At 69.3% G+C, this 23,827-nt stretch carries 17 protein-coding genes; 6 read left to right on the top strand and 11 right to left on the bottom strand.

The features are described from left to right. Positions 1-22: 22 nt before the first annotated feature. The 4 genes from AC1DMQ_RS02685 (at position 23) to AC1DMQ_RS02670 (ending at position 7,703) form a co-directional block, all read left to right on the top strand. Positions 23-1,540 (top strand): tryptophan halogenase family protein, encoded by a 1,518-nt coding sequence (locus AC1DMQ_RS02685; RefSeq protein ID WP_477032012.1) that lies wholly within the window; start codon positions 23-25, stop codon positions 1,538-1,540. Positions 1,541-1,547: 7 nt separating this feature from the next. Then, positions 1,548-3,080, top strand: coding sequence for a tryptophan halogenase family protein (locus AC1DMQ_RS02680; protein WP_477032011.1), 1,533 nt, complete (start codon positions 1,548-1,550; stop codon positions 3,078-3,080). Between the two features lie 86 nt (positions 3,081-3,166). Further along, positions 3,167-4,813 carry a DUF5597 domain-containing protein gene (locus AC1DMQ_RS02675; RefSeq protein WP_477032010.1) on the top strand — a complete coding sequence of 549 codons (1,647 nt, stop codon included), beginning with the start codon at positions 3,167-3,169 and terminating at the stop codon, positions 4,811-4,813. 52 nt (positions 4,814-4,865) lie between these two features. Next, the gene (locus tag AC1DMQ_RS02670; RefSeq protein ID WP_477032009.1) at positions 4,866-7,703 is read left to right on the top strand and encodes a TIM-barrel domain-containing protein; all 2,838 of its coding nucleotides are present in this window, start codon (positions 4,866-4,868) and stop codon (positions 7,701-7,703) included. Positions 7,704-7,867: 164 nt separating this feature from the next. On the opposite strand, the gene AC1DMQ_RS02665 is transcribed toward AC1DMQ_RS02670, so the two are convergent. The 6 genes from AC1DMQ_RS02665 to hutI form a co-directional block, all read right to left on the bottom strand. Beyond that, positions 7,868-8,533 carry a M23 family metallopeptidase gene (locus tag AC1DMQ_RS02665; RefSeq protein WP_477032008.1) on the bottom strand — a complete coding sequence of 222 codons (666 nt, stop codon included), beginning with the start codon at positions 8,531-8,533 and terminating at the stop codon, positions 7,868-7,870. Positions 8,534-8,665: 132 nt separating this feature from the next. Beyond that, entirely contained in the window at positions 8,666-9,250 is a 585-nt protein-coding gene (locus tag AC1DMQ_RS02660) for a HutD/Ves family protein (protein WP_477032007.1), read from the bottom strand. 28 nt (positions 9,251-9,278) lie between these two features. Then, positions 9,279-10,955 carry a urocanate hydratase gene (hutU, locus tag AC1DMQ_RS02655; RefSeq protein WP_477032006.1) on the bottom strand — a complete coding sequence of 559 codons (1,677 nt, stop codon included), beginning with the start codon at positions 10,953-10,955 and terminating at the stop codon, positions 9,279-9,281. Next, positions 10,952-11,773 carry an N-formylglutamate deformylase gene (gene hutG / locus AC1DMQ_RS02650; protein WP_477032005.1) on the bottom strand — a complete coding sequence of 274 codons (822 nt, stop codon included), beginning with the start codon at positions 11,771-11,773 and terminating at the stop codon, positions 10,952-10,954. The genes hutU and hutG overlap by 4 nt, the downstream gene beginning before the upstream one ends. After that, positions 11,770-13,305, bottom strand: a complete 1,536-nt coding sequence (gene hutH, locus AC1DMQ_RS02645; protein WP_477032004.1) for a histidine ammonia-lyase — start codon at positions 13,303-13,305, stop codon at positions 11,770-11,772. Before hutH ends, hutG begins: the two co-directional genes overlap by 4 nt. Beyond that, positions 13,306-14,511, bottom strand: a complete 1,206-nt coding sequence (hutI, locus tag AC1DMQ_RS02640) for an imidazolonepropionase (RefSeq protein WP_477032003.1) — start codon at positions 14,509-14,511, stop codon at positions 13,306-13,308. A gap of 86 nt (positions 14,512-14,597) precedes the next feature. Between hutI and AC1DMQ_RS02635 the strand changes: the two genes are divergently transcribed. Together AC1DMQ_RS02635 and hutC are read left to right on the top strand one after the other, a co-directional pair. Then, positions 14,598-16,118 (top strand): formimidoylglutamate deiminase, encoded by a 1,521-nt coding sequence (locus AC1DMQ_RS02635; protein WP_477032002.1) that lies wholly within the window; start codon positions 14,598-14,600, stop codon positions 16,116-16,118. Further along, the gene (hutC, locus tag AC1DMQ_RS02630) at positions 16,115-16,837 is read left to right on the top strand and encodes a histidine utilization repressor (RefSeq protein WP_477032001.1); all 723 of its coding nucleotides are present in this window, start codon (positions 16,115-16,117) and stop codon (positions 16,835-16,837) included. Before AC1DMQ_RS02635 ends, hutC begins: the two co-directional genes overlap by 4 nt. 3 nt (positions 16,838-16,840) lie before the next feature. On the opposite strand, the gene AC1DMQ_RS02625 is transcribed toward hutC, so the two are convergent. From AC1DMQ_RS02625 to AC1DMQ_RS02605, 5 genes are all read right to left on the bottom strand, one after another. Next, complete coding sequence (locus tag AC1DMQ_RS02625) at positions 16,841-17,035, bottom strand: hypothetical protein (protein ID WP_477032000.1); 195 nt, start codon at positions 17,033-17,035, stop codon at positions 16,841-16,843. 57 nt (positions 17,036-17,092) lie between these two features. Further along, positions 17,093-17,854 carry an SDR family oxidoreductase gene (locus tag AC1DMQ_RS02620; RefSeq protein ID WP_477031999.1) on the bottom strand — a complete coding sequence of 254 codons (762 nt, stop codon included), beginning with the start codon at positions 17,852-17,854 and terminating at the stop codon, positions 17,093-17,095. 145 nt (positions 17,855-17,999) lie between these two features. Further along, the gene (locus tag AC1DMQ_RS02615) at positions 18,000-19,625 is read right to left on the bottom strand and encodes an alpha-L-fucosidase (protein WP_477031998.1); all 1,626 of its coding nucleotides are present in this window, start codon (positions 19,623-19,625) and stop codon (positions 18,000-18,002) included. An 8-nt stretch (positions 19,626-19,633) separates the two neighbouring features. After that, positions 19,634-21,841 (bottom strand): exo-alpha-sialidase, encoded by a 2,208-nt coding sequence (locus AC1DMQ_RS02610; RefSeq protein WP_477031997.1) that lies wholly within the window; start codon positions 21,839-21,841, stop codon positions 19,634-19,636. Between the two features lie 12 nt (positions 21,842-21,853). Next, positions 21,854-23,803, bottom strand: coding sequence for a glycoside hydrolase family 97 protein (locus AC1DMQ_RS02605; protein ID WP_477031996.1), 1,950 nt, complete (start codon positions 23,801-23,803; stop codon positions 21,854-21,856). Positions 23,804-23,827: the final 24 nt, after the last annotated feature.

The raw sequence follows: 23,827 nt of genomic DNA, 5'->3' as shown, positions 1-23,827 counted from the left end.
GTGGACGGGCGGGGAGTAAGCAATGTCGCGTGAACGCATCTCCAAGGTGGTCGTCGTCGGCGGCGGTACGGCCGGCTGGATGGCCGCCTCGGTGCTGGCCCGGTTCCTGAAGAACACCCCGGCCACCGTCCAGCTGATCGAATCCGAAGAGATCGGCATCGTCGGGGTCGGCGAGGCCACGGTGCCCCTGATCCAGATCTTCAACGGCATCCTGGGCATCGACGAGCAGGATTTCGTCCGCCACACCCAGGGCACGTTCAAGCTGGGCATCGAGTTCCGCGACTGGTCGCGGCTGGGCAACGTCCATTTCCACGCGTTCGGCGACTATGGCGCCGCCATCGAGGGCGTGTCTCCGCACCATCACTGGCTGAAGCTGCGCGCCCTGGGCGACGCCACGCCGTTCGGCGACTATTCGCTGCCGGGCACGGCGGCCCGGCTCGGCCGGTTCGCGCCGCCGTCGCCCGACCCGCGCTCGGACGCCTCGTTCTACAAGTACGCCTATCATTTCGACGCCAGCCTCTATGCCCGCTACCTGCGCGGCTATGCCGAGCCGCGCGGCGTGCAGCGGATCGAGGGGCGGATCGTCGACGTCCATCTGCGGGGCGAGGACGGCTTCATCGAGGCGGTCAGCCTGGAGAACGGCCAGCGGGTCGAAGGCGACCTGTTCATCGACTGCTCGGGCTTCCGCGGCCTGCTGATCGAACAGGCCCTGCAGACCGGCTATGTGGACTGGACGCGGTGGCTGCCGTGCGACCGGGCCATGGCCGTTCCGTGCGAGACCGGCGGCGACGGCCTGACCCCCTATACGCGGTCCACCGCCCGGGCGGCCGGCTGGCAATGGCGCATCCCGCTGCAGCACCGCACCGGCAACGGCTATGTCTATTGCAGCCAGTTCATCGGCGACGACGAGGCGGCCTCGACCCTGCTGGCCAATCTGGACGGCAAGGCCCTGGCCGATCCCCGGCCGCTGCGGTTCGTCACCGGCCATCGCCGCAAGTTCTGGAACAAGAACTGCGTCGCCATCGGCCTGGCCGCCGGGTTCATGGAGCCGCTGGAGTCCAGCAGCATCCAGGTGATCCAGACGGGCCTGGCCCGACTGATCGAGATGTTCCCGGACAAGGCCTTCGATCCGGTGATGATCGACGAATACAACCGGGTGACCACCAACGAATACGAGCGGATCCGCGACTTCCTGGTGCTGCACTACCGCGCCACCGAGCGCGACGACGCCCCGTTGTGGGACTACTGCCGGACGATGAGCATCCCGGACACGCTGCAGCACAAGATCGAGGTGTTCAAAAGCCTGGGCCGCGTGCCGATGCTGACCGAGGAATCCTATGCCGAGCCCAGCTGGCTGGCGATCCTGCTGGGGCAGCACGTCTATCCCGACCGCTACGATCCGCTGATCGACTCCATCCCGGACGACAAGCTGCGGATGGGCATGCGCCATCGCCTGGACAGCGTGCGGCGCATCGCCCAGGCCATGCCGACCCACGGCGACTTCATCGCCCGTCACTGCCCCGCCGTCGCAGGAGCCTGAGCCGGTCATGACCGACAACCGCATCCGCAAGGTCGTCATCGTGGGCGGCGGCACGGCCGGCTGGATGGCGGCGGCGGCCCTGGCGCGGGTGCTGCGCGAGCATCAGCCCGATCCCCTGAAGGTCGCCATCCAGCTGGTCGAGTCCGAGGAGATCGGCACGGTCGGGGTGGGGGAGGCGACCATCCCGCCGCTTGTCCTGTTCAACCAGATGCTGGGCGTGAACGAGGACGAGTTCATCCGCGAGACCCAGGCGACCTTCAAGCTGGGCATCGAGTTCGTCGACTGGACCCGCGTGGGCCACCGCTACATCCACCCGTTCGGCCGCTACGGCGCCGACCTGGCCACCAGCGCCTTCCACCAGTACTGGCTGAAGTTGCGGTCGCTGGGCKACACCACCGACTTCGGCGACTATTCGCTGCCGACCCTGGCCGCCGGCATGCGTCGCTTCGACCGGCCGACCACGGCGTCGGGGTCGATCATGTCGACCTATTCCTACGCCTTCCACTTCGACGCCGGGCTCTACGCCAAGTTCCTGCGCCGCTACGCCGAGGCGCGGGGCGTCGAGCGGGTCGAGGGCAGGGTCGTCGACGTCGCCCTGGGCGGCGAGGACGGCTTCATCCGGTCGATCACCCTGGCCGACGGCCGGGTGGTGGAGGGCGACCTGTTCATCGACTGCTCGGGCTTCCGGGGGCTGCTGATCGAGGAGGCTCTGAAGTCCGGATACGAGGACTGGTCCAGTTGGCTGCCCTGCGACCGCGCGATGGCCGTCCAGAGCCAGAGCGCCCCGGACCTGACGCCATTCACCCGCTCCACCGCCCACGCCGCCGGCTGGCAGTGGCGCATTCCGCTGCAGCACCGCGTCGGCAACGGCTACGTCTATTCCAGCGCCTTCATCAGCGACGACGAGGCCCGCGCGACCCTGCTGGGGACGCTGGACGCCCAGCCCTGCACCGATCCGCGGATCCTGAAGTTCACCGCCGGCCGCCGGCGACGGTTCTGGAACAAGAACTGCATCGCCCTGGGCCTGGCCAGCGGGTTCATGGAGCCGCTGGAATCGACCAGCATCCACCTGGTCCAGACCGGGATCACCAAGCTGATCCAGCTGTTCCCGGACCGGACCTTCAGTCCCGTGCTGCTGGACGAGTACAACCGCCTCACCGACCAGGAATACGAGAAGATCCGCGACTTCCTGGTGCTGCACTACCACGCCAACGAGCGGACGGATCCGCTGTGGCGGCAGGTCCGCGAGATGGTCATCCCCGACAGCTTGGCGCACAAGATGGAGCTGTTCCGGCGCACCGGGCGGCTGGCCTCGATGGGCCAGGACCTGTTCCAGGAGCCCAGCTGGCTGGCCGTGCTGATCGGCCAGAACGTCATGCCGCGAGACTACGACCCGCTGGTCGACCTGATGGATGTCGGCGTGGTGGAGCGCAATCTCAGGGCCATGAGGACGGCGCTGCGGCAGGCCGCTGAAGCCATGCCCACCCACCCGGACTTCATCGCCGCCCACTGCGCGGCCCGTCCCCCAGCGCCGACCTGAACGACGGCTTTCGAAGATTACTGGCGAATTGTCATACTTATAGTGATGATAGCGCTATCAAGAGAACAACGAAGCGGGAGGCAGCCTTGACGACCGGAAAGACCGAGACCTTTCAACGCCTGCGCCTGGCGGCCGCTGGGGCGATCGCCGTCCTGGGCCTGGCCGCGACGCCGGTCGCCGCCGCCGATCTGCCCAAGCTGGTCGCCAAGGACGGTCGCCACGCGCTGATGGTCGACGGCGCGCCGTTCCTGATGCTGGGCGTCCAGGCCAACAACGCCGCCAACTATCCCTCGCAGCTGCCCAAGGTCTGGCCGTCCGTGAAGGCCATGCACGCCAACACCCTGGAGATCCCGGTCGCCTGGGAGCAGATCGAGCCGGTCGAGGGCCAGTTCGACTTCTCGTTCGTCGACGTGCTGCTGAAGCAGGCCCGCGACAACGACGTGAAGCTGGTGCTGCTGTGGTTCGGCACCTGGAAGAACAACGGCCCGCAATACGCGCCCGAGTGGGTCAAGCTGGACGACAAGCGCTTCCCGCGGGTGGTCAACGCCAAGGGCGAGATCAAGAACTCGCTGTCGCCGGTGTTCCGCTCGACGCTCGAGGCCGACAAGAAGGCCTTCGTCGCCCTGATGCGCCACCTGAAGGCGGCCGACCCGGACCACACCGTGATCATGGTCCAGCCCGAGAACGAGACCGGCACCTACGGCGCCATCCGCGACTATTCGCCGACCGCCCAGAAGCTGTTCAACGGCCCGGTTCCGGCCGATCTGGTCAAGGCGATGGGCAAGAAGCCGGAAACCTGGACCCAGGTGTTCGGCAAGGACGCCGACGAGTTCTTCCACGCCTGGCACATCGGCCGCTACGTCGACGAGATCGCCGCCGCCGGCAAGCGCGAACTGCCGCTGCCGATGTACGTCAACGCCGCCCTGCGCGACCCCTTCAACTACCAGGACCCGTTCACCTATTCGTCGGGCGGGCCGACCTGGAACGTGCTGGACGTCTGGAAGGCCGCCGCCCCGTCGATCGACGCCCTGGCCCCCGACATCTACATGCGCGAGAGCGCCAATGTCCGGAAGACGCTGGAGCAGTACGGCCGTCCCGACAACGCCCTGTTCGTACCCGAGATCGGCAGCGACAAGGGCTTTGCGCGCTACATTTACGATGTGCTGGGCCATCAGGGCATCGGCTTTTCGCCCTTCGGCCTGGATCAGACCGGCTATTCCAACTACCCGCTGGGCGCCAAGACGGTCGACGCCCAGACACTGGAGAACTTCGGCGTCCACTACCGCCTGCTGGCCCCGATGGCCCGCGAGTGGGCCAGGCTGTCGTTCGAGAGCAAGGTCTGGGGCGCCGGCGAGGCCGACGACCGCAAGGCCGAGACCCTGAAGCTGGGCGACCGCTGGACCGCGACGGTGTCATACGGCGAATGGCAGTTCGGCTCGATCGACGCCCCGTGGATGGGCAAGGCCGAGAAACAGCCGGGCCGCGAAATCCCCGACGGCGGCGCCCTGATCGCCCAGCTGTCGCCCAACGAGTTCCTGATCACCGGCTACCGCGCCCGCGTCACCTTCGGCTCGGCCAAGGGCGAGCGGTTCATGCTTTCGCGCGTCGAGGAAGGCCACTTCGAGAACGGCAAGTGGGTGTTCGACCGCCTGTGGAACGGCGACCAGGTCGACTACGGCCTGAACCTGACGACCCTGCCGCAAGTGCTGAAGGTCAAGCTGGCCACGTACTGAATTCGGATCCGCCGGGATGAGCGGAGCCAAAAGAAATCATAGGGAAGAACCGATGCGCATGCTGCCCAAGGCCCTCTTCGCCGGCCTCACGCTTACACTCCTGGCCTCGACCAGCGCCCTGGCGCTGGACGGCGCGTTCGAGAAGACCGCCGACGGCGTGATCGTCACCCCCGCCTCGGGACCGGCCAAGAAGGTGCGGCTGCAGGTGATGGGCGAGCGGATCATCCACGTCACGGCCACCCCGACCGACAGCCTCGACACCCCCGAGAGCCTGATGGTCACGGCCAAGCCCCAGACCAGCGGCTTCACGGTGACCGAGGTCGGCGGGAAGCTGGTGCTCAAGACCGCCAAGGCCACTGCGGAAGTCTCGCTGGCCGACGGCACGGTCGACTTCAAGGACGCCCAGGGCAAGACCGTCCTTGCCGAGCGCGACCGGGGCGCCTTCAAGCCGGTGAAGGTCGACGGCCAGGACTTCTACGAGGTCCGCCAGCAGTTCAATCCGGGTACGGACGAGGCCTTCTACGGCCTCGGCCAGCACCAGAACGGCCAGATGAACTACAATGGCCAGGACGTCGAACTGCTGAACTACAACCGCACCGTCGTGGTGCCGATGCTGCTGTCCAGCCGGGGCTACGGCCTGCTGTGGGACAACAACTCGATCACCCGCTTCGGCGACCCGATCCCCTACGACGTCGCCTCGCGCGATCTGAAGATCACGGGGCTGGACGGCAAGCCGGGCTTCACCGCCAAGTACTATGTCGGCGGCCAGCTGAAGCTGACCCGCACCGAGCAGGACATCGACTACCGGTTCCTCAAGGACCTGCCCAACATGCCCGCCGAGCTGAACGGGCCCGACGGCAAGCCGCTGCCCGACAAGAAGGTGGTCTGGGAGGGGACGATCACCGCCGACCAAGCGGGGGTGCACCGGTTCAAGCTCTATTCCAGCGACTACGCCAAGGTCTGGATCGACGGCAAGCTGGTCATCGACCGCTGGCGGCAGAACTGGAACCCCTGGTACCACAACTTCGACGCCGCCCTGACCCCGGGCAAGGTCCACAGGATCAAGGTCGAGTGGCTGCCGGACGGCGGCTATATCGGCCTGCTGCACAACAACCCGATGGCCGCGCCCGACCGCCATTCGCTGCAGCTGACCTCCGAGGTCGGCAAGGCGATCGACTACTACTATGTCGGCGGCGACGACCTGGACCAGGTGGTGGCCGGCTATCGCGACCTGACCGGCAAGTCGACGATGATGCCGCGCTGGGCCTACGGCTTCTGGCAGAGCCGCCAGCGCTACGAGGACGCCGGCCAGATCGTCGGGGTCGTCAAGGAGTACCGCAAGCGCGGGCTGCCGCTCGACAACATCGTCATGGACTGGCGCTACTGGACCGACCCCACCTGGGGCAGCCACAAGTTCGACGCCTCGCGCTTCCCCGACCCCAAGGGCATGGTCGACGAGATCCACGCGAACAACGCGCACTTCATGATCTCGATCTGGCCGAAGTTCTATCCGACTACGGACAACTTCAAGGAGCTGGACGCCAAGGGCTTCATGTACAAGCGCAACATCGAGCAGGGCGCCAAGGACTGGGTCGGTCCGGGCTACCTGAACTCGTTCTACGATCCCTATCCGAAGGAAGCGCGCGACATCTACTGGCGTCAGGTGAAGGAGAACCTGAAGGTCATCGGCGTCGACGCCTGGTGGATGGACGCCTCCGAGCCCGACATGCATTCCAACCTCGACGTGCCCGAGCGCACCAAGCGGATGGGCCCGACGGCGATCGGTCCGGCGGCCGAGTACTTCAACAGCTACTCGCTGCCGCACACCCAGGGCGTCTACGAGGGCGAGCTGGCGCTGAACCCGGACGTGCGTCCGTTCATCCTGACCCGTTCGGGCTTCGGCGGCCTGCAGCGCCATGCCTCGGCGGTGTGGAGCGGCGACGTGGTGGCGCGCTGGGACGACTTCCGCGACCAGATCTCGGCCGGCGTGAACCTGTCGATGTCGGGCATCCCCAACTGGACCACCGACATCGGCGGCTTCTCGGTCGAGAACCGCTACACCAACAAGGACCCGGCGCACTGGGCCGAGTGGCAGGAGCTGAACCTGCGCTGGTTCCAGTTCGGGGCGTTCTCGCCGCTGTTCCGCAGCCACGGCGAGTTCCCGTTCCGCGAGATCTACAACCTCGCGGACGAGGGGACCGAGGTCTACAAGAGCCTGGCCTGGTACGACGAGCTCCGCTACCGGCTGATGCCCTACGTCTACACCCTGGCCGCCGACACCTATCAGCGGGACGGCAGCATCATGCGCGGCCTGGTGATGGACTTCCCGGCCGACAAGGCCGCGCGGAACGTCGACGACGAGTACCTGTTCGGCAAGGCGTTCCTGGTGGCGCCGGTCACCCAGTTCAAGGCGCGCTCGCGGTCGGTCTACCTGCCGGCCGGGGCGACCTGGTACGACTTCGAGAGCGGCAAGGCGTTCAAGGGCGGCCAGACCATCAAGGCCGACGCGCCGCTGTCGCGCATGCCGCTGTTCGTGAAGGCCGGCTCGATCGTGCCGACCACGGTGGTCCAGCAGTATGTCGGCGAGAAGCCGGACGCCCCGCTGACCGTGGTGGTCTATGCGGGCGCCGACGGCACGTTCGAGCTCTACGAGGACGACGGGCTGAGCAACGGCTACGAGCGCGGGGCGTGGAGCCGCATCCCGATGAGCTACGACAACGCCACGGGCCGGCTGACGATCGGGGCGCGGTCGGGGTCGTTCAAGGGGATGTTGGAGAGCCGGACGATCAAGGTGCGGTTCATCGGTTCGGGCGCCAAGCCGGTCGACTTCGACGCGGTGGATCAGACGGTGGAGTATTCGGGCCAGCCGGTGGTGGTGATGCGGAAGTAGGGGCGAAGCCGCCAGACCTAGATCCTCCCCCTGTGGGGGAGGTGTCGGCGAAGCCGACGGAGGGGGAGTCTTTGGCCGATGGCCAGATCCAGGATCGACGATCCTAAAACTCCCCCCACCGATCGCTTCGCGATCGCCTCCCCCACAGGGGGAGGGACTGAATCCTACGCCTGAACCACCAGCTTCCGCACGATCAGCTCCGCGGCGTTCACCCGCTCGCCGCCCGGCTCCATGACCTCCAGGTGCACGTGGTTGGTGATCCCCGGATAGTGCTTCTGCAGGCTCTCGACGCGGCCGATGGTCTCGCCCAGGCGGACGGTCTGGCCCAGCTCGACGCCGGGCGTCACATAGAAGGCGCGGGCGACGTAGCCCAGGGCCGGGTTGCTGATCTCGACGAACTTCAGGTCGCTGGAGCCGGCATAGGCGTAGCCGATCTTGGTGACGTAGCCGGAGATCGGGGCCTGGACGTCCTGGCCGGCCTTGGCCACGTAGTCGACGCCCTCGTGCTCGCGCGTTCCGCCGTCGCGGCGGGCGCCGAACTGGCCGTCGCCGAACTCGTCGTGGCCGCGCGGCGCGCCGCCGGTCGGGTTGGCGAAGTCGGGCGCGCCGTCGCCGTCGATGTCCGAACCGCTCCAGACCAGTTCCTTGCGGACCGGCTTCTGCGACTTGGCGGCCATCTCGGCCAGCAGGCGCTGCATGACCGGCGAAGGGCCCTTCGGCGCCTTGTGCGGGTTCTCCATCGCCGCCACCACCATCGGAGCGAAGACCAGGGCCAGACCCAGCGCGCCGCGCGCCAGAGGGGCGAGTTTCTTCGCTGTCGATGCGTGCATTAATTCGTCCTGGATCGTTTTGAGGCCTGAAGCGTTGGCTCGACTAGCGACCAGATAAGGCGAAGACGTGGCGAACCCAGTGCGGCGGGAGGTCGCGCGCTGTTTTGTCGATGTCCGAGGATATACGAAGCTTTACTTTAAAATGTGCTCCGGATCGGCTGTGATCTCGGCGATCAATGTTCGGCCTCGACCTTCCAAGCTCAAGTGTGAGTGACCGTGTTCAAGCAGGACCGCGTCCAGCGGCGCCAGGTCGATCTCGCCGCCGGGCCGAACGATGCGCAGCGGGTCCAGCGCCAGGACCAGGGTCGCCCGCGCCCTGGCGGCCACGTCGCTGGCCCCGGCGACGGTCAGCCGGCGGGTCCGCGCCCGCCAGACGCCTCGCCGCACCATCACGTTCAGGTCGCTGATCGGTCCGTCGGTCAGGCGCGCGGTGACCTGGGCCTCGCCCGCGAAGGCCAGGGGCGGGGAGGCGGCGTCCAGCGCCAGCATGCGGTCGTCGACAGTCATCATGAGGCCCGCGCCGCTGATCACCGTCAGCACCCGGTCGATCCCCGGAAAGGTCGAGAACGGTCCGTCGGCCTCGATCTCGGCCAGGCTGATCCGCCACTCGAAGGCGTCCAGGTTCGCGCCCGGCGGAAAGGCGGCCACCTCGCGCGTGACGCCGCCGCCGTTCTTCCACGGCGTGGCGATCCGGTCGGCGGCTCTCAGGACGCGCATGACCGAATAAGCATCAGAGTATGCCCCCTCAAGCAAGACTGGGCAGGTCCAGCCCGTGTTCGCGCGCGCAGTCCTTGGCGATTTCGTAGCCCGCGTCGGCGTGGCGCATGACGCCGGCGGCCGGGTCGTTCCACAGCACGCGCGCGATGCGCTTGGCCGCCGCCTCGGTGCCGTCGCAGACGATGACCATGCCGGCGTGCTGCGAGAAGCCCATGCCCACCCCGCCGCCGTGGTGCAGCGACACCCAGGTGGCGCCCGAGGCGGTGTTGAGCAGGGCGTTCAGCAGCGGCCAGTCCGACACCGCGTCCGAGCCGTCCATCATGCCTTCGGTCTCGCGGTTGGGCGAGGCGACCGAGCCGCTGTCCAGGTGGTCGCGGCCGATCACCACCGGAGCCTTCAACTCGCCCGACGCGACCATCGCGTTGAAGGCCAGGCCCAGGCGATGGCGGTCGCCCAGACCGACCCAGCAGATCCGGGCCGGCAGGCCCTGGAACTTGATCTTCTCGGCGGCCATGTCGAGCCAGTGGTGCAGGTGCGGATTGTCGGGGATCAGTTCCTTGACCTTGGCGTCGGTCTTGCGGATGTCCTCCGGATCGCCCGACAGCGCCGCCCAGCGGAACGGCCCGATCCCCCGGCAGAACAGCGGGCGGATATAGGCGGGCACGAAGCCGGGGAAGTCGAAGGCGTTGGCCACCCCTTCCTCCAGCGCCATCTGCCGGATGTTGTTGCCGTAGTCGACGGTCGGCACGCCGGCGGCCTGGAAGTCGAGCATGGCTTTCACATGCACGGCCATCGAGGCTCGGGCGGCGCGGTTGACCGTCTCCGGCTCACGCTCTTTCGCCGTCGCCCATTGGTCCAGGGTCCAGCCGGCGGGCAGGTAGCCGTTGATCGGATCGTGGGCGCTGGTCTGGTCGGTGAGAAGGCCGGGGCGGACGCCGGCCGCGAACATCGCCGGCAGCAGTTCGGCGGCGTTGCCCAGCAGGCCGACCGAGATGGGAGTCTTGTTTCGACAGGACTCCTCGATCCAGGCCAGGGCCTCGTCCAGGCTTTCGGTCGCCTTGTCCAGATAGCCGGTGCGCAGGCGCATCTCGATCCGCGAGGGCTGGCACTCGATGGCCAGGCACGCAGCGCCGGCCATCACCGCCGCCAGCGGCTGAGCCCCGCCCATGCCGCCCAGGCCCGCGGTCAGCAGCCACTTGCCGGCCAGGTCGCCGCCGTGATGCTGGCGGCCCATCTCGACGAAGGTCTCGTAAGTGCCCTGAACGATGCCCTGGGCGCCGATATAGATCCACGAGCCGGCGGTCATCTGGCCGTACATGGCCAGGCCCTTGCGATCCAGTTCGTTGAAGTGCTCCCAGGTCGCCCAGCGCGGCACCAGGTTGGAGTTGGCGATCAGCACCCGGGGCGCGTCGGGGTGGGTGCGGAACACGCCCACCGGCTTGCCGGACTGGACCAGCAGGGTCTCGTCGTCCTCCAGCCGGCGCAAGGTCTCGACGATCTTGTCGTAGCTCTCCCAGTCGCGGGCGGCGCGGCCGATGCCGCCATAGACCACCAGCTCCTCGGGCCGCTCGGCGACGTCGGGGTGCAGGTTGTTCATCAGCATCCGCAGCGGGGCTTCGGTCAGCCAGCTCTTGGCGGTGAGCTCCGTGCCGGTGGCGGGGCGGATGACGCGGGTGTTGTCGATACGCGTTGTGGGGCGGGTCATGCGGCGGCTCCGAAGGCCACGCAGGCCTTGAGGACATCGGTGAGAGCGGCGCGCAGCGAGGCGGCGCGGGCGGGGTCGTAGGGCGTGGGCCAATTGTCCGAGGTCAGCACCGCCGGCTCGTCGATGTAGCCGCGGCAGGCCAGCTCCATCTGGACGGCATGGACGCCCTGGGCCGGCTGGCCGTAGCGACGGGTGATCCAGCCGCCCTTGAACCGCCCGTCGGTGACGCGCGGCAGGCCCGTGGCGTCGCAGGCAGCCTCGACCTTGCGGGTCAGGCTCGGCGCGCAGGACGCTCCGCCGTTCGTGCCGATGTTGAACTGCGGCAGCTCGCCGTCGAACAGCCGTGGGGCGCGCGAGCGGATCGAGTGGGCGTCGTACAGCACCACCTTGCCGTGGAGGGCGACCAACCGGTCGAGCTCGGCCTCCAGCGTGGCGTGGTAGGGATCGAAGAACGTGACGCGCCGCCGGACGATCTCGGCGGCGTCCGGCTCCTGGCCGTCGACGTACAGCGGCTCGCCGTCGAAGGTGTCGACGGGGCACAGGCTGGTGGTGGCCTGGCCGGGATACAGCGACACGCCCGACGGGTCGCGATTGACGTCGATCACGGTGCGCGACACGCCGGTGCGGACCACCGTGGCGTCCAGGGCGTCGGCGAAGGCGTAGAGTTCGCCCAGCCACCAGTCGGCGTCCTTGCGGGCCAGCCAGGGCGAGGCCAGCCGGGCCTCGATGTCGGACGGGATGATCGTGCCGGCGTGCGGGATGCTGACGACCAGCGGGGCCTCGCCGCGCGTGACCGACAGCCAGTCGGTCGGACTCACGCCTCGATCCCCGGCAGGTCGACGCTGGACGCCGCCACCACGATCGCCCCCGAGCGGACCAGGGCGTTGGCGGCCTCCATATCCGGGTGGAAGTGGCGGTCGTCCGACAGGTGCGGAACCTGGGCCCGCAGGATGCGGCGCACGTCTTCCAGGGCGGGGCTCGAGGTCAGGGGCGCGTGGAAGTCGCAGCCCTGGACGGCGGCCAGCAGCTCGATGCCGATCACCGCCTCGGCGGCCTCGACCATGGCCAGCAGGCGCCGCGCGCCGTGGGCGGCCATCGAGACGTGGTCCTCCTGGTTGGCCGAGGTCGGGATGGAGTCGACGCTGGCCGGATAGGCCTTCTGCTTGTTCTCCGAGACCAGGGCGGCGGCCGTGACCTGCGGGATCATGAAGCCGGAGTTCAGGCCGGGCTTGGGCGTCAGGAAGGCGGGCAGGCCCGAGCAGGCCGGGTCGACCAGCATGGCGATGCGGCGCTCGGCGATCGAGCCGATCTCGCAGACGGCCAGAGCGATGATGTCGGCCGCGAAGGCCACCGGCTCGGCGTGGAAGTTGCCGCCCGATAGCGCTTCATCGGTGTCGGGAAAGATCAGCGGGTTGTCCGAGACGCCGTTGGCCTCGGTCGACAGGGTGACGGCCGCCTGGCGCAGGATGTCGAGCGCCGCGCCCATCACCTGGGGCTGACAGCGCAGGCAGTAGGGGTCCTGCACCCGGGTGTCGCCCTCGCGGTGGGAGTCGCGGATCTCCGAGCCGGCCATCAGGGCGCGCAGGGCGGCGGCGGTCTCGATCTGGCCGGGCTGGCGGCGCAGGACGTGGATGCGTGGGTCGAACGGGGTATCCGAACCCTTGGCCGCTTCGGTCGCCAGGGCGCCGGTGACCAGGGCCGACTGGAACAATCGCTCGGCGTCGAACAGGGCGGCCAGGGCGTTGGCGGTCGAGAACTGGGTGCCGTTCAGCAGGGCCAGGCCTTCCTTGGGACCGAGCGTCAGGGGCTTGAGGCCCGCTTCCATCAGGGCCTGGATGGCCGGAAGGCGCTGGCCGTCGACGAAGATCTCGCCGACCCCGATCATGGTCGCGGCCATGTGCGACAGCGGCGCGAGATCCCCCGAGGCGCCGACCGAGCCCTGGCATGGGACGACGGGCGTCAGGCCCTTGACCAGCATGGCCTCGAGCAGGTCGGTCGTCGCCGGTTTCACGCCCGAGGCGCCCTGCGCCAGGCTGGCCAGCTTCAGGGCCATCATCAGGCGGATCACCGGGATCGGGGAGGGCGCGCCGGCGCCGGCGGCGTGGGACAGCACGATGTTGCGCTGCAGGGTCTCCAGGTCCTCATCGCCGATGCGGACGCTGGCCAGCTTCCCGAAGCCGGTGTTGATGCCGTAGACCGGCGCGCCCTTGGCCAGGATGCGTTCGACGGCGGCGGCGCTTCCTGCAATCAGCGCGGCAGCACTTTCAGGCAAACGGGCGGGCGCGCCGCGATAGACGGCCTTCCAGTCCGAAAGGCTGACTTCACCGGGGTTGAGGACGACTTCGATCACTTACAGACCCTTCCAGACGCGCGCATGGAGCGGGTTGAAGCCCATGCGGTAGACAAGTTCGGCGGGACGCTCGATGTCCCAGATGGCGAGGTCGCAGGCCTTGCCGGCCTCCAACGTGCCGATGCTTTCAAGCCGTCCGATCGCCCGCGCGGCCTCGCGCGTGACGCCGGCCAGGCATTCGTCGACGGTCATCCGGAACAGGGTGGCGGCCATGTTCATGGTCAGCAGCAGGCTGGTCAGGGGCGAGGTGCCGGGGTTGCAGTCGGTGGCCAGGGCGAGCGGGACGCCGGCGTCGCGCAGGGCCTGGATCGGCGGCAGCTTGGTCTCGCGCACGAAGTAGAAGGCCCCGGGCAGCAGCACCGCCGTCGTGCCGGCCTTGGCCATGGCGGCGATCCCGGCGTCGTCCAGGTGCTCCAGGTGATCGGCCGACAACGCCCCGAACTCGGCGGCCAGGGCCGCGCCGTTCAGGTTCGACAACTGCTCGGCGTGCAGCTTGACCGGCAGGCCGTGAGCGCGGGCGGCCTCGAACACCCGGCGGGTCTGGGCGGGGGTGAAGCCGATGCCCTCGCAGAAGGCGTCGACCGCGTCGGCCAGGCCCTCGGCAGCGACGGCGGGGATCATCTCGCGGCAGACCAGGTCGACATAGCCGTCGGGATCGCCGGCGAATTCCGGCGGCAGGGCGTGGGCGCCGAGGAAGGTGGTGGTCACCGACACTTGGCGGGCGTCCGCCAGGGCGCGGGCGGCGCGCAGGCTCTTCAGCTCGTCGTCCAGCGACAGGCCGTAGCCGGACTTGATCTCGATGGTCGTCAGGCCCTCGGCGATCAGGGCGTCCAGGCGGGGCAGGGCGTTGGCCGTCAGTTCGGCGCGCGAGGCGGCGCGGGTGGCCTTCATGGTCGAGACGATGCCGCCGCCGGCCCGGGCGATCTCCTCGTACGACGCGCCGGCCAGCCGCAGCTCGAACTCGTGGGCGCGGTCGCCGCCGAACACCAGGTGGGTGTGGGAATCGATCAGGCCGGGCGTGATCCAGCGGCCTTCGCAGTCGAGGGTTTCCCGCGCCTCGAAGGCGGGCGCGTCGGCGGCCGGGCCGGCATAGGCGATGCGGCCGCCGGACGAGGCGACGACGCCGTCCTCGACCACGCCGATACCCGCGCGATCGGTGGCGAAAGTCGCCAGGCGGGCCTTGCTCCACACCCGATCGCAGCGCATGGCCTGGAATCTCCCAATGCCGGTCCGGTCTCTTGCCGACGGCTTCAATATGTATAGACATATTCGCGCGACCCGAGGATTGTCCAGTGACCGACGACGAGTTTCCGTCAGAAGCCCAGGCCCCCCCTGATCTTGGCGACGAGCCGATCTACACGCCGCCGCAGGACGTCGCGGCCGAGGTCGAGGCCGCGCCTCAGGCCGACACAGAGCGTGAACCCGAGCGTGTCGCCCAGACGGCGCCTGTGGCCGGCCCCCAGACCCTGTGGTTCGAGCAGGCCCTGCTGTCCGACGGCTGGGCCAGGGACGTGCGGTTCACGATCACCGACGGCATGATCAGCCGCATCGACACCGACGTCGCCCGCCAGTCCGGCGAGATGGCCAACGGACCGTGTCTGCCGGGCCTGCCCAACCTGCACAGCCACGCCTTCCAGCGCGCCATGGCCGGGCTGACGGAGACACGCGGACCCACCGGCGACAGCTTCTGGACCTGGCGCGAGCTGATGTACCGCTTCGTCGACCGGCTGGGTCCCGACGAGGTCCAGGCGATCGCCGCCCTGGCCTACATGGAAATGCTGGAGACCGGCTCGACCCGGGTCGGCGAGTTCCACTACCTGCACCACGACAAGGATGGCTCCTCCTACGCCGATCCCGCCGAGATGGCGGCGCGGATCGCGGCGGCGGCCGAGGAGACGGGGATCGGCCTGACCCTGTTGCCGGTGTTCTACGCCCATGCCGGCTTCGGCGGCGTCGCGCCCGGCCCGGGCCAGCGGCGGTTTGTCCATGATGTCGACGGCTATGGCCGGCTGATCGAGGCCAGCCGCGCGGCGGTGGCCGGTCTGCCAGACGCGGTGGTCGGCATCGCGCCCCACAGCCTGCGGGCGGTGACCGGCGAGGAGCTGACCGCGATCCTCCCATTGGCCGGGGCCAATCCGATCCACATCCACATCGCCGAGCAGACCCAGGAGGTCGACGACTGCCTGGCCGCCACCGGCGCGCGGCCCGTGCGCTGGCTGATGAACAACGCCCCGGTCGACAAGCGCTGGTGCCTGGTCCACGCCACCCACCTGAACGCCATGGAGACCGAGCGCCTGGCCAAGAGCGGGGCGGTCGCCGGCCTGTGCCCGATCACCGAGGCCAACCTCGGCGACGGCGTCTTCCCGGCCCACGACTATCTGGCGGCCGGCGGCGCGTTCGGGATCGGCTCGGACAGCAACGTGCTGATCGACGCGGCCGAGGAGCTGCGCACCCTGGAATACGCCCAGCGCCTGACGCGGCGCGCCCGCAACGTGCTGGCCAAGGCGCCCAAGAGCTCGACCGGCGGCGAGCTGTTCCGCGCGGCGGTCAACGGCGGGGCGCAGGCCCTGGGCGTGGCCGGCGGTCTGCGCCGGGGACGTCCGGCCGACTTCGTGACCCTGGACCGCGCCCATCCGGCGATGATCGGCCGCGACGGCGACGCCTTGCTGGACAGCTGGGTGTTCGCCGGGCGACACGGAGCCATCGACGGCGTCTGGCGCGGCGGCCGGCAGGTCGTCAGCGGCGGCCGCCACCACGCGCGCGAGGCGATCCTGGCCCGCTATCGGACCGCCTTGGGGAGCGTGCTGGCTTGACGGGTTTGAACGGCGGGACGCTCTACCAGCGCATCCGGGGGCAGATCGAGGACCTGATCCGCTCGGGCGCCTGGGCGCCGGGCCGCAAGGTTCCGTCCGAGGCCGAACTGATGGCCCAGTTCGACTGCTCGCGGATGACGGTCAACAAGGCAATGTCGGCCCTGGCGGAAGAGGGACTGATCGTCCGCCGCCGCCGCGCCGGTTCGTTCGTGGCCCGGCCGCGCGTGCACTCCACCGTGCTCGACATCCCCGACATCCAGGCCGAGATCGTGACGCGCGGCGAGACCTATCGCTTCGACCTGCTGGAGCTGAAGCGGCGCAAGGCCAAGGCCGGCGACGCCGACGAGGTCGCCCTGGCGGCGGGCGGCGAACTGCTGGTCCTGCGCGGCCTGCACATCGCCGGCGACCGGCCGTTCGCCCTGGAGGACCGGCTGATCAGCCTGGCCGCGGTGCCGCAGGCGGCCGAGCTGGACTTCGCCGAGGAGTCGCCCGGCGCCTGGCTGCTGCACCATGTGCCCTGGACCGAGGCCGAGAACCGCATCAGCGCCGTCGGGGCCGACGCGCCCGTGGCCGAGCTTTTGGCGCTGGACGCCGGGACCGCCCTGCTGGCGGTTGAGCGGCGCACCTGGCGCGCGGGCGAGCCGGTGACTTGGGTGCGCCAGCTGTTCCCGGGCGAGGCCTACGACCTGGTGGCGCGGTTCGGACCCGCCCGGGGTTAAAGCCTACTTCGCGGTCTTGGCGGCCAGGTCGGCGTAGGCGGCGTCGATGGCTTCGTCGCGGCCGGTCGGGTGCTTGGCGAGGCGACCCTTGGCGGCCTTGGCCACCTCGGTGGCGCGCGCGCTGGTCAGCGTCGCCAGGTAGCGGTGAGCCTTCAGCTTCTGATCGACGGTGACGCCGCGCTTGATGGTGTCGGTCATGAAAGGCTCCTTGAGTGAGGGCGGAGGTCTACGCGTCCGCTCCCATCTTGTCCAAGTCTACAGCGACTGCCCGTCGTCCACGGTGAACACCGACCCGGTCACCGCTCGCGCCGCGTCGCTCGTCAGATACAGCGCCATCGCCTCCAGGTCCGAGGTCTCCATCAGCCGCTTGCGCGGGAAGGTCGCCACCAGCTTTTGGCCGCCCTCGCTGTCGAACCAGTCGTCGTTCAGCTCGGTCCTGATGTAGCCGGGGCAGAGGACGTTGACGTTGATCCCCTTGCGCGCCCACTCGCGGGCCAGGCTCTTGCCCATGTGGGCGGTGGCTGCCTTGGAGGCGGCGTAGGCGGTCAGGCCGGGCAGCACCTTGTGCGCGCCGATCGAGGCCACCAGCAGGATGCGGCCGCGCTCGCTGGCCGGGCTGCCGGCCTTGATCATTCGTCGTGCCCCCTCCCGGGCGGTCAGGAAGACGCCGCGGGTGTTGACGTTCAGGACCTTGTCGAAGTCCTCGATCGCGATGTCGAGCGCCGAGCCCTCGATGTTGATTCCGGCGTTGGCGATCACCGAGTCCGGCGCCCCGAACACGGCCTCGATCGCGTCGTAGCCGGCGATGACCGAGGCTTCGTCCTCGACGTCCATCGTGAAGGCCTGGGCGGCGCCGCCGGCGGCGGTGATCTCGGCGACCAGGGCTTGCAGCTTGTCGGCCCGGCGCGCGGCGGCGGCGACCTTGGCCCCGGCCTTCGCGGCGGCGCGGGCGAGGGCGGCGCCGATGCCGGAGGAGGCGCCGGTGATCAGGAGGGTGCGGCCGGTGAGGTCGGTCATGGCGTTTCCTTTTCCGGCCAGTCTGGGAGGCTGCCGTAGAGGGCGTCAATGCGTCGGTGGCTCACTCACTTGCCCCCACCTGACCGCGCGCCTCTTCCCCCTCCGGGGGAAGACGGTCGCGAAGCGACCCGTAGGGGGCAAGCGGTTACACCAACCCAGGCCCGGAGATCTTGATGACCGGGGTGAACGCCGGCCGCACGCTCGGCAGCGTCACCCGCAGCCCCTTGCCGTCGCGCTTGAACGCCAACGGCTCGGGCGAGCCCAGCAACTCCACCCGCCGCACCTCGCCGGCGCTCGTCGGCCCCGACGTCGCCAGGCTCTCGATCACCAGCTCGCCGTCAGGCCACGCCATCGGCAGGGCGTACAACTCCCCGTCCTTGGTGACGAACCGGATGTCAGCCGCCTCGAACGGCTTGGCGTCGCCCTCGTTCTGCATGCCCTCCACCAGCCGGGTCGGGCCCTCGCCGTATATCCGCCAGGGCCGCGAGGCGTAGATGGCCGGGCCGTTGACGGCGATCCAGCCGGCCATGCCGTCCAGTACCTTCTCTTCCTTGTCGTCGATCGTGCCGTCGCCGCGCTGGGGGATCGAGACCATCAGGCAGCCGTTCTTCGACACCACGTCGATCAACCGCTGGATCACGTCCTTGGCGCTCTTGTAGCCGTCGCGGTCGTAGAGGCCGCGGTCGTAGTGCCAGTTGCCGATGCAGGTGTCGGTCTGCCAGGGCTCGAGCCGCAGGCGGTCGGAGAAGCCGCGCTCGACGTCCTCGACGATGCCGCGCCGCTGCAGCGGGCTGAGCTTCTTGCCCGTCACCACCACGTCGCTGGCCCCGCGCCAGGTCCGGGCCTGGTTGTAATAGTGGGCGGTGGCCGACAGCCCGGCCTGGCCCAGGGGCAGGCCGTAGTTGTCGAAATAGACCATGTCGGGCTTGTAGCGATCGACCAGATCGTTCTGCCGCGCCAGCCAGTTTGCGACGAAGGCCGGATTGTTGGGCGGCGGCGTCTCCAACCATTCGCCGTCATGCTTGTCGTGCCAGGCGTTGGCGGCGGCGATGCTGTCGATCCCGTCGGGGATGACCATACTTCCGCCGGTGTAGAGCTGCTGCGGGTCCAGTCCCTGCCACCACTTGCCCTTGCCGTCGGCCTTGGTCAGCTGGAAGGCGTCGTAGCGCTGGCCTTTCAGCGGGCCCTCGGCGTCATAGCCATAGGCGGTCTGCCACCAGTGCCAGGCGTGGGCCGCGTGGTTGGAGACGCCGAACCGCATGCCGTGCTGACGGGCGACCTTCTCCCACGTCCCGACGATGTCCCGCCCCGGACCGACCCGAAGCGTGTTCCAGGCATGGTGGCGGCTGGCGAACATGTCGAGGTTGTCGTGGTGGTTGGCCATCGACATGAAGTACTTTGCTCCGGCGGCCTGGTACTTCTTCATCAGCCCTTCGGGATCCCAGCGCTCGGCCTTCCAGCGCGGGATGAACTCCATGAAGCCGAACTTCGTGGGGTGCCCATACGTCTTGACGTGGTGCTCGTAGAACGGGTTGCCCTGGATATACATCTGGCGGCCGTACCAGTCGCCGAACTCGGGCACGCATTGCGGGCCCCAGTGCGACCAGATGCCGAGCTTGGCGTCGCGGAACCAGTCGGGGGTCTTGTAGCCGTCGGCCAGGGACTCCCAGCTGGGCTGGAAGCCCGTCTTGGAACCGGCGAAGGCGGGCGCGGCCGAGGCGGCGGCCAGGCCGGCGCCGAGGTTCAGCAGGTCGCGGCGATTGAGGCTCATGGAAGTCCCTACTGCTGAGCCGGCGCCAAAGCGGGTGCTTGGGGATCGCCGTAGAGGATGCCCCGGCCGTGGACGCCGAGATAGACGCGGCCGAAGCGGTTCGGATCGCCGGTCAGGGCCCGCAGTTCGGCGAAGCCCCAGCGGTCGTCGTGGATCTTGATCCAGGTCTTGCCGACGTCGTCGGAGCGGAACACGCCCTCGACCCCGCCGACCTTGCCCCAGACAAACACCGCCGGATGGGTCTGGCCCGGCGCGGCCTTGCCGAAGCCGACCAGGCCGGCGTCGTCGACGCCGCTGACGGCCTTGAAGCCGGCGCCGCCGTTGGTCGAGCGCATCAGGCCCCGGGCGGTGGGCAGCCACACCTCGCCCTCGACTCCCGGGACCGCCTTCAGCGGGCCGCCCCAGGACAGGTCGCGGGCCGTGACCTTGAACGTTTCGCCGCCGTCGGCGCTGGCCAGCACCACGCCCTGGGCGGCGTCGTAGACGTAGAAGCGCAGCGGGTTCACGCGGTCCGAGGCGGGCGTGAAGTCGGGACGCTCGCCACCCTTCTTGTCTTGGGCGGTCACGCCCTGGACCGGCCGCCAGGTCTTGCCGTCGTCGCTGGAGACGTAGGGGACGGCGTCGCGCATGGCCCAGACCATCCGCTTGCCGTCGGCCGACAGGGCGATGCGGCCGGTGTGGATATGGGCGTCGCGGGGCGGGGAGGCGGCGAAGGCCGTCCAGGTCTTGCCCCCGTCGGTCGAGCGGAAGCCGGCGGTGGGCGTCGGGTCGCTGGTTCGAACGACCAGGTCGGGCTGCAGTTCGGCGTAGTCGAGGCCGCGATTGGTGCCGCCGTGCGGGTCGAAATAGCGGCTGTTGGCGGCGGTATCGAGGTCGTCGTGGCGGAAGCCGCCGATGTCGCCGATCGTGCTGATCAGCGGACCGCCCGGCGGGCTGACCAGCTCCAGCGCCACCGTCTCCTCAAGCCCCTCGTCGTCGAACCGCCAGTGCGTGCGGCCCGAGCGGTCGGCCTCGGTCAGGTTCTTCGTCCGCCACAGGCCGTAGCCGGTGACATAGATCGCCTCGTCCGGGTTGGTCGGGTCGATGTCGATGTCGCCGATCCAGTGACCCATGGCCCGGCCGGCCTTGCCCTCCAGGCTGCGCACCCAGGGCGCGCGGCCGGTGTCGTGCTCGGATTGGTCGCGCAGGGCCTTCCAGCTCTTGCCGCCGTCGGTGCTGCGGAAGACCTCGTCGCCCATCACCCAGCGGTCGAGGGTGGAGACCACGATCGTTCCCGGATGGGCCGGGTCGAGGCTGAGTCCGCCATAGCCGAACACGTCGTTCCCGCCGGGTCTGACGGGCGTGATGTCGGTCCAGGCGCCGCTGTCGGGGTCCAGCTTCCAGACCGCGCCGTTCGTCACGCCGTTGGGGCCCAGGCCGTTGCCGTAGGCGACATAGACCCCGCCCTTGGCGTCCAGCGCCAGGTGGTGCGGGATCAGGCCCTCGGGCTGGCCGTTGACCATGCCCCAGGTCGCGCCGCCGTCGGTGCTGACCAGCAGGCCGCCGCCCTTGGCAGCGGCGAACCCGGCATAGACGATCGCCGTCTCGCCGGCCTTGGTCTTGAGGACCGGATCGAAGGCCACCAGGGTGACGTGGACCTTCGGAAAGGCCTCGACCCGCGACCAGGTCTCGCCGTGGTCGGCGCTGCGATAGAGGCCGTCCTTGGCGCCCAGCAGCAGCACCGCGCCCTGGGCGGGATCGACCATCAGCCGCTCGCCGGTGTTGCGGCCGTCCTCGTTGCCGCCGATCTTCACCGGCAGCTCGCTCTTGGCCCAGGTCGCGCCCTGGTCGGTGGAGCGCAGGACGGCCCCGCCGCGCGCGCCGTCGCGGGTGTATTCGCCGGCCGCCATGTAGAGCCGGTTCGGATCGCGCGGATCGACCGCCAGGCTCAGGGCCCCGGCCAACTGGCCGTCGGCGCGCTTGAGGCCGTCGTTCAGCGCCACCCAGCGGTTGGCCGTCCGGTCCAGGCGATAGGCCCCGCCGATGTCGGTGCGGATATAGACCAGCCCTTTCCGCGTCGGGTGATAGACCACGCCGCTGACGAAGCCGCCGCCCAGCACCTCGACGGTGTTCCAGCTGTAGGGCTGGACCGTCGGCGGCGCGGCGAGGGCGGGCGCGGCGACGGCCAGGACGCCGGCGGCGGCCGCCAGGGCGAGGAAGCGCTTGAACCGGGACACGTACGCTTCCGTCTAGCGGGCGGGCGTCAGGCGAACGACCGCGCCGCCGCTGGGGGCCAGCTTCAGGGTCAGGACGTCGCCGGCCTTCACCGTCTGCTTGCTGGCGGCCAGGTCGGTCGGCGCCGCGCCGTCCTGGCGGATGTCGGCGGTGAACGCGCCCCCGCCCAGGAAGCCCAGCGGGACCTTCACGGTCCGCCCGGCCTCGTTGGTCATGGCGCCGATCCACCAGTCCGCGCCCTTGCGGCGGGCCAGCACGATCGACTGGCCGATCTCGCCCGTGATGAACCGCGTCTCGTCCCAGGTGGTCGGGGCGGCGCTGACGAAGTCGAGGCCGGCGGGGCTGTCGCGATAGGTGTCGGGGCTGTCGGACACCAAGCCGAACGGGCTGTCATAGACCACGTACATGGCCAAGGCCTGGCCGCGCGTGGTCTGGACGAACGGCAGGTCGTTGCGCGGACTGAAGGCCGCCGGCGCCACGTTGCGGAAGCCGCCGGGCGTGTAGTCCATCGGACCCAGCAGCATGCGGGTGTAGGGCAGGGTGACGTTGTGGGTGGCGGTGATCCGCCGGCTCCACTTGTTGTACTCCGCGCCCAGCACGCCTTCCTGGGTCAGATAGTGCGGATAGGTGCGGATCAGGCCCGTCGGATGCTCGGCGCCGTGCAGGTCGACCATCAGATGGTGTTCGCCGGCCTTGGTCAGCAGGCGGTGGTAGTAGTCGACCATGGCCTGGTCGTCGCGGTCCATGAAGTCGACCTTGATCCCCTTCAGGCCCCACTTTTCGTAGAGCGCCAGGGCTTCGTCCATCTGGTCGTCCATCGACTTCCAGTGGGCCCAGACCCACAGCCCGACCTTGCGCTGGGCGGCGTAGGCGACCAGGCCGGGCATGTCGATCTCGGGGACGGTCCTGGTGATGTCGGCGCCCGGTTTCACCGCGCCGCCGCCGCCGCTGTTCCTGTACCAGCCGTCGTCGATCAGCATGTATTCCAGGCCGTTGGCGGCCGCGAAGTCGATATAGGCCTTGATCGTCGCGTCGTTCATCCCGGCCTTGGGCACGCCCGAGACCACCGGACCGTTCCACCAGTCCCAGGCCGCCTTGCCGGGCTTGATCCAGCTGGTGTCGGCCAGGGCGGTCGGCGGATTGAGCGTGGCGACCAGGTTGCTCTCGATCAGCTTGCCGGCGGTCGGCGCGACCATGATCGTCCGCCAGGACGAGACGATGTCGACGCCGGGCTTGCCGCGCACGGCGACGCCCGGCTCGTCCAGCCGGGGCGACAGCTTGACCTGCACGCCCAGCCCGCCGTCGCCGCGTCCGGTCAGGTAGAGGCCGGCATAGTCCTTCAGGTCGGCCTCGGTGATCGCGAAGGCCGCATTGGCGCCCTCGCAGACCAGCGGGGCGTCATAGAGATTGTGCTCGCGCAGCTTCGAGGCCTGGACCGGATCGAACTCGCCTTCGTGGCTGCTGCCGAACTTGCCCAGGTTCAGGCCCCAGCAGCGATAGTCCGCTGGGAAGTCGAAGCGGGTCTCCTCGTTGCGGATGCTGACCGCGTCGAGCCCCGGTTGCTGGGGCAGCACGTAGCGGAAGGCGACGCCGTCGTCATAGGCGCGGACGATCACCCGCAGCCGGCGCTTGCGGCCCTCGGGCTCCTGGAAGTCGACGCTGAGCTGGTTGTAGTGGTCGCGGACCGTCCGGGCCTTGCCGGCCACCAGGTCGTAGGCCGTGTCGTTGGTTGACGGGACCGCGCCGGTGATCTTCAGGCCATGGCTGAGAGGCCCGCCGGCGTTGAGCACCAGGCCCAGCGGGGAGGGCGCCAGCAACGACTTGCCCTTGTAGGCGACGGCGTAGCGGGCCTGGCCGTCGCTGTCGGAAACCGTGACCTTGAGGGCGCCGTCGGGGGAGGAGAGCTGCTGTTCGGCGGCGCTGGCCGGACTGGCCACGAAAACCGCCAAGGCCGCGCCGGACATCAGACTCGCCGCAAATCCCCGCAT

The organism is Caulobacter sp. 05L422, assembly GCF_056397765.1.
The sequence above is the reverse complement of the archived record's forward strand: the minus strand, read 5'-3'. Positions and strand labels throughout refer to the sequence as shown.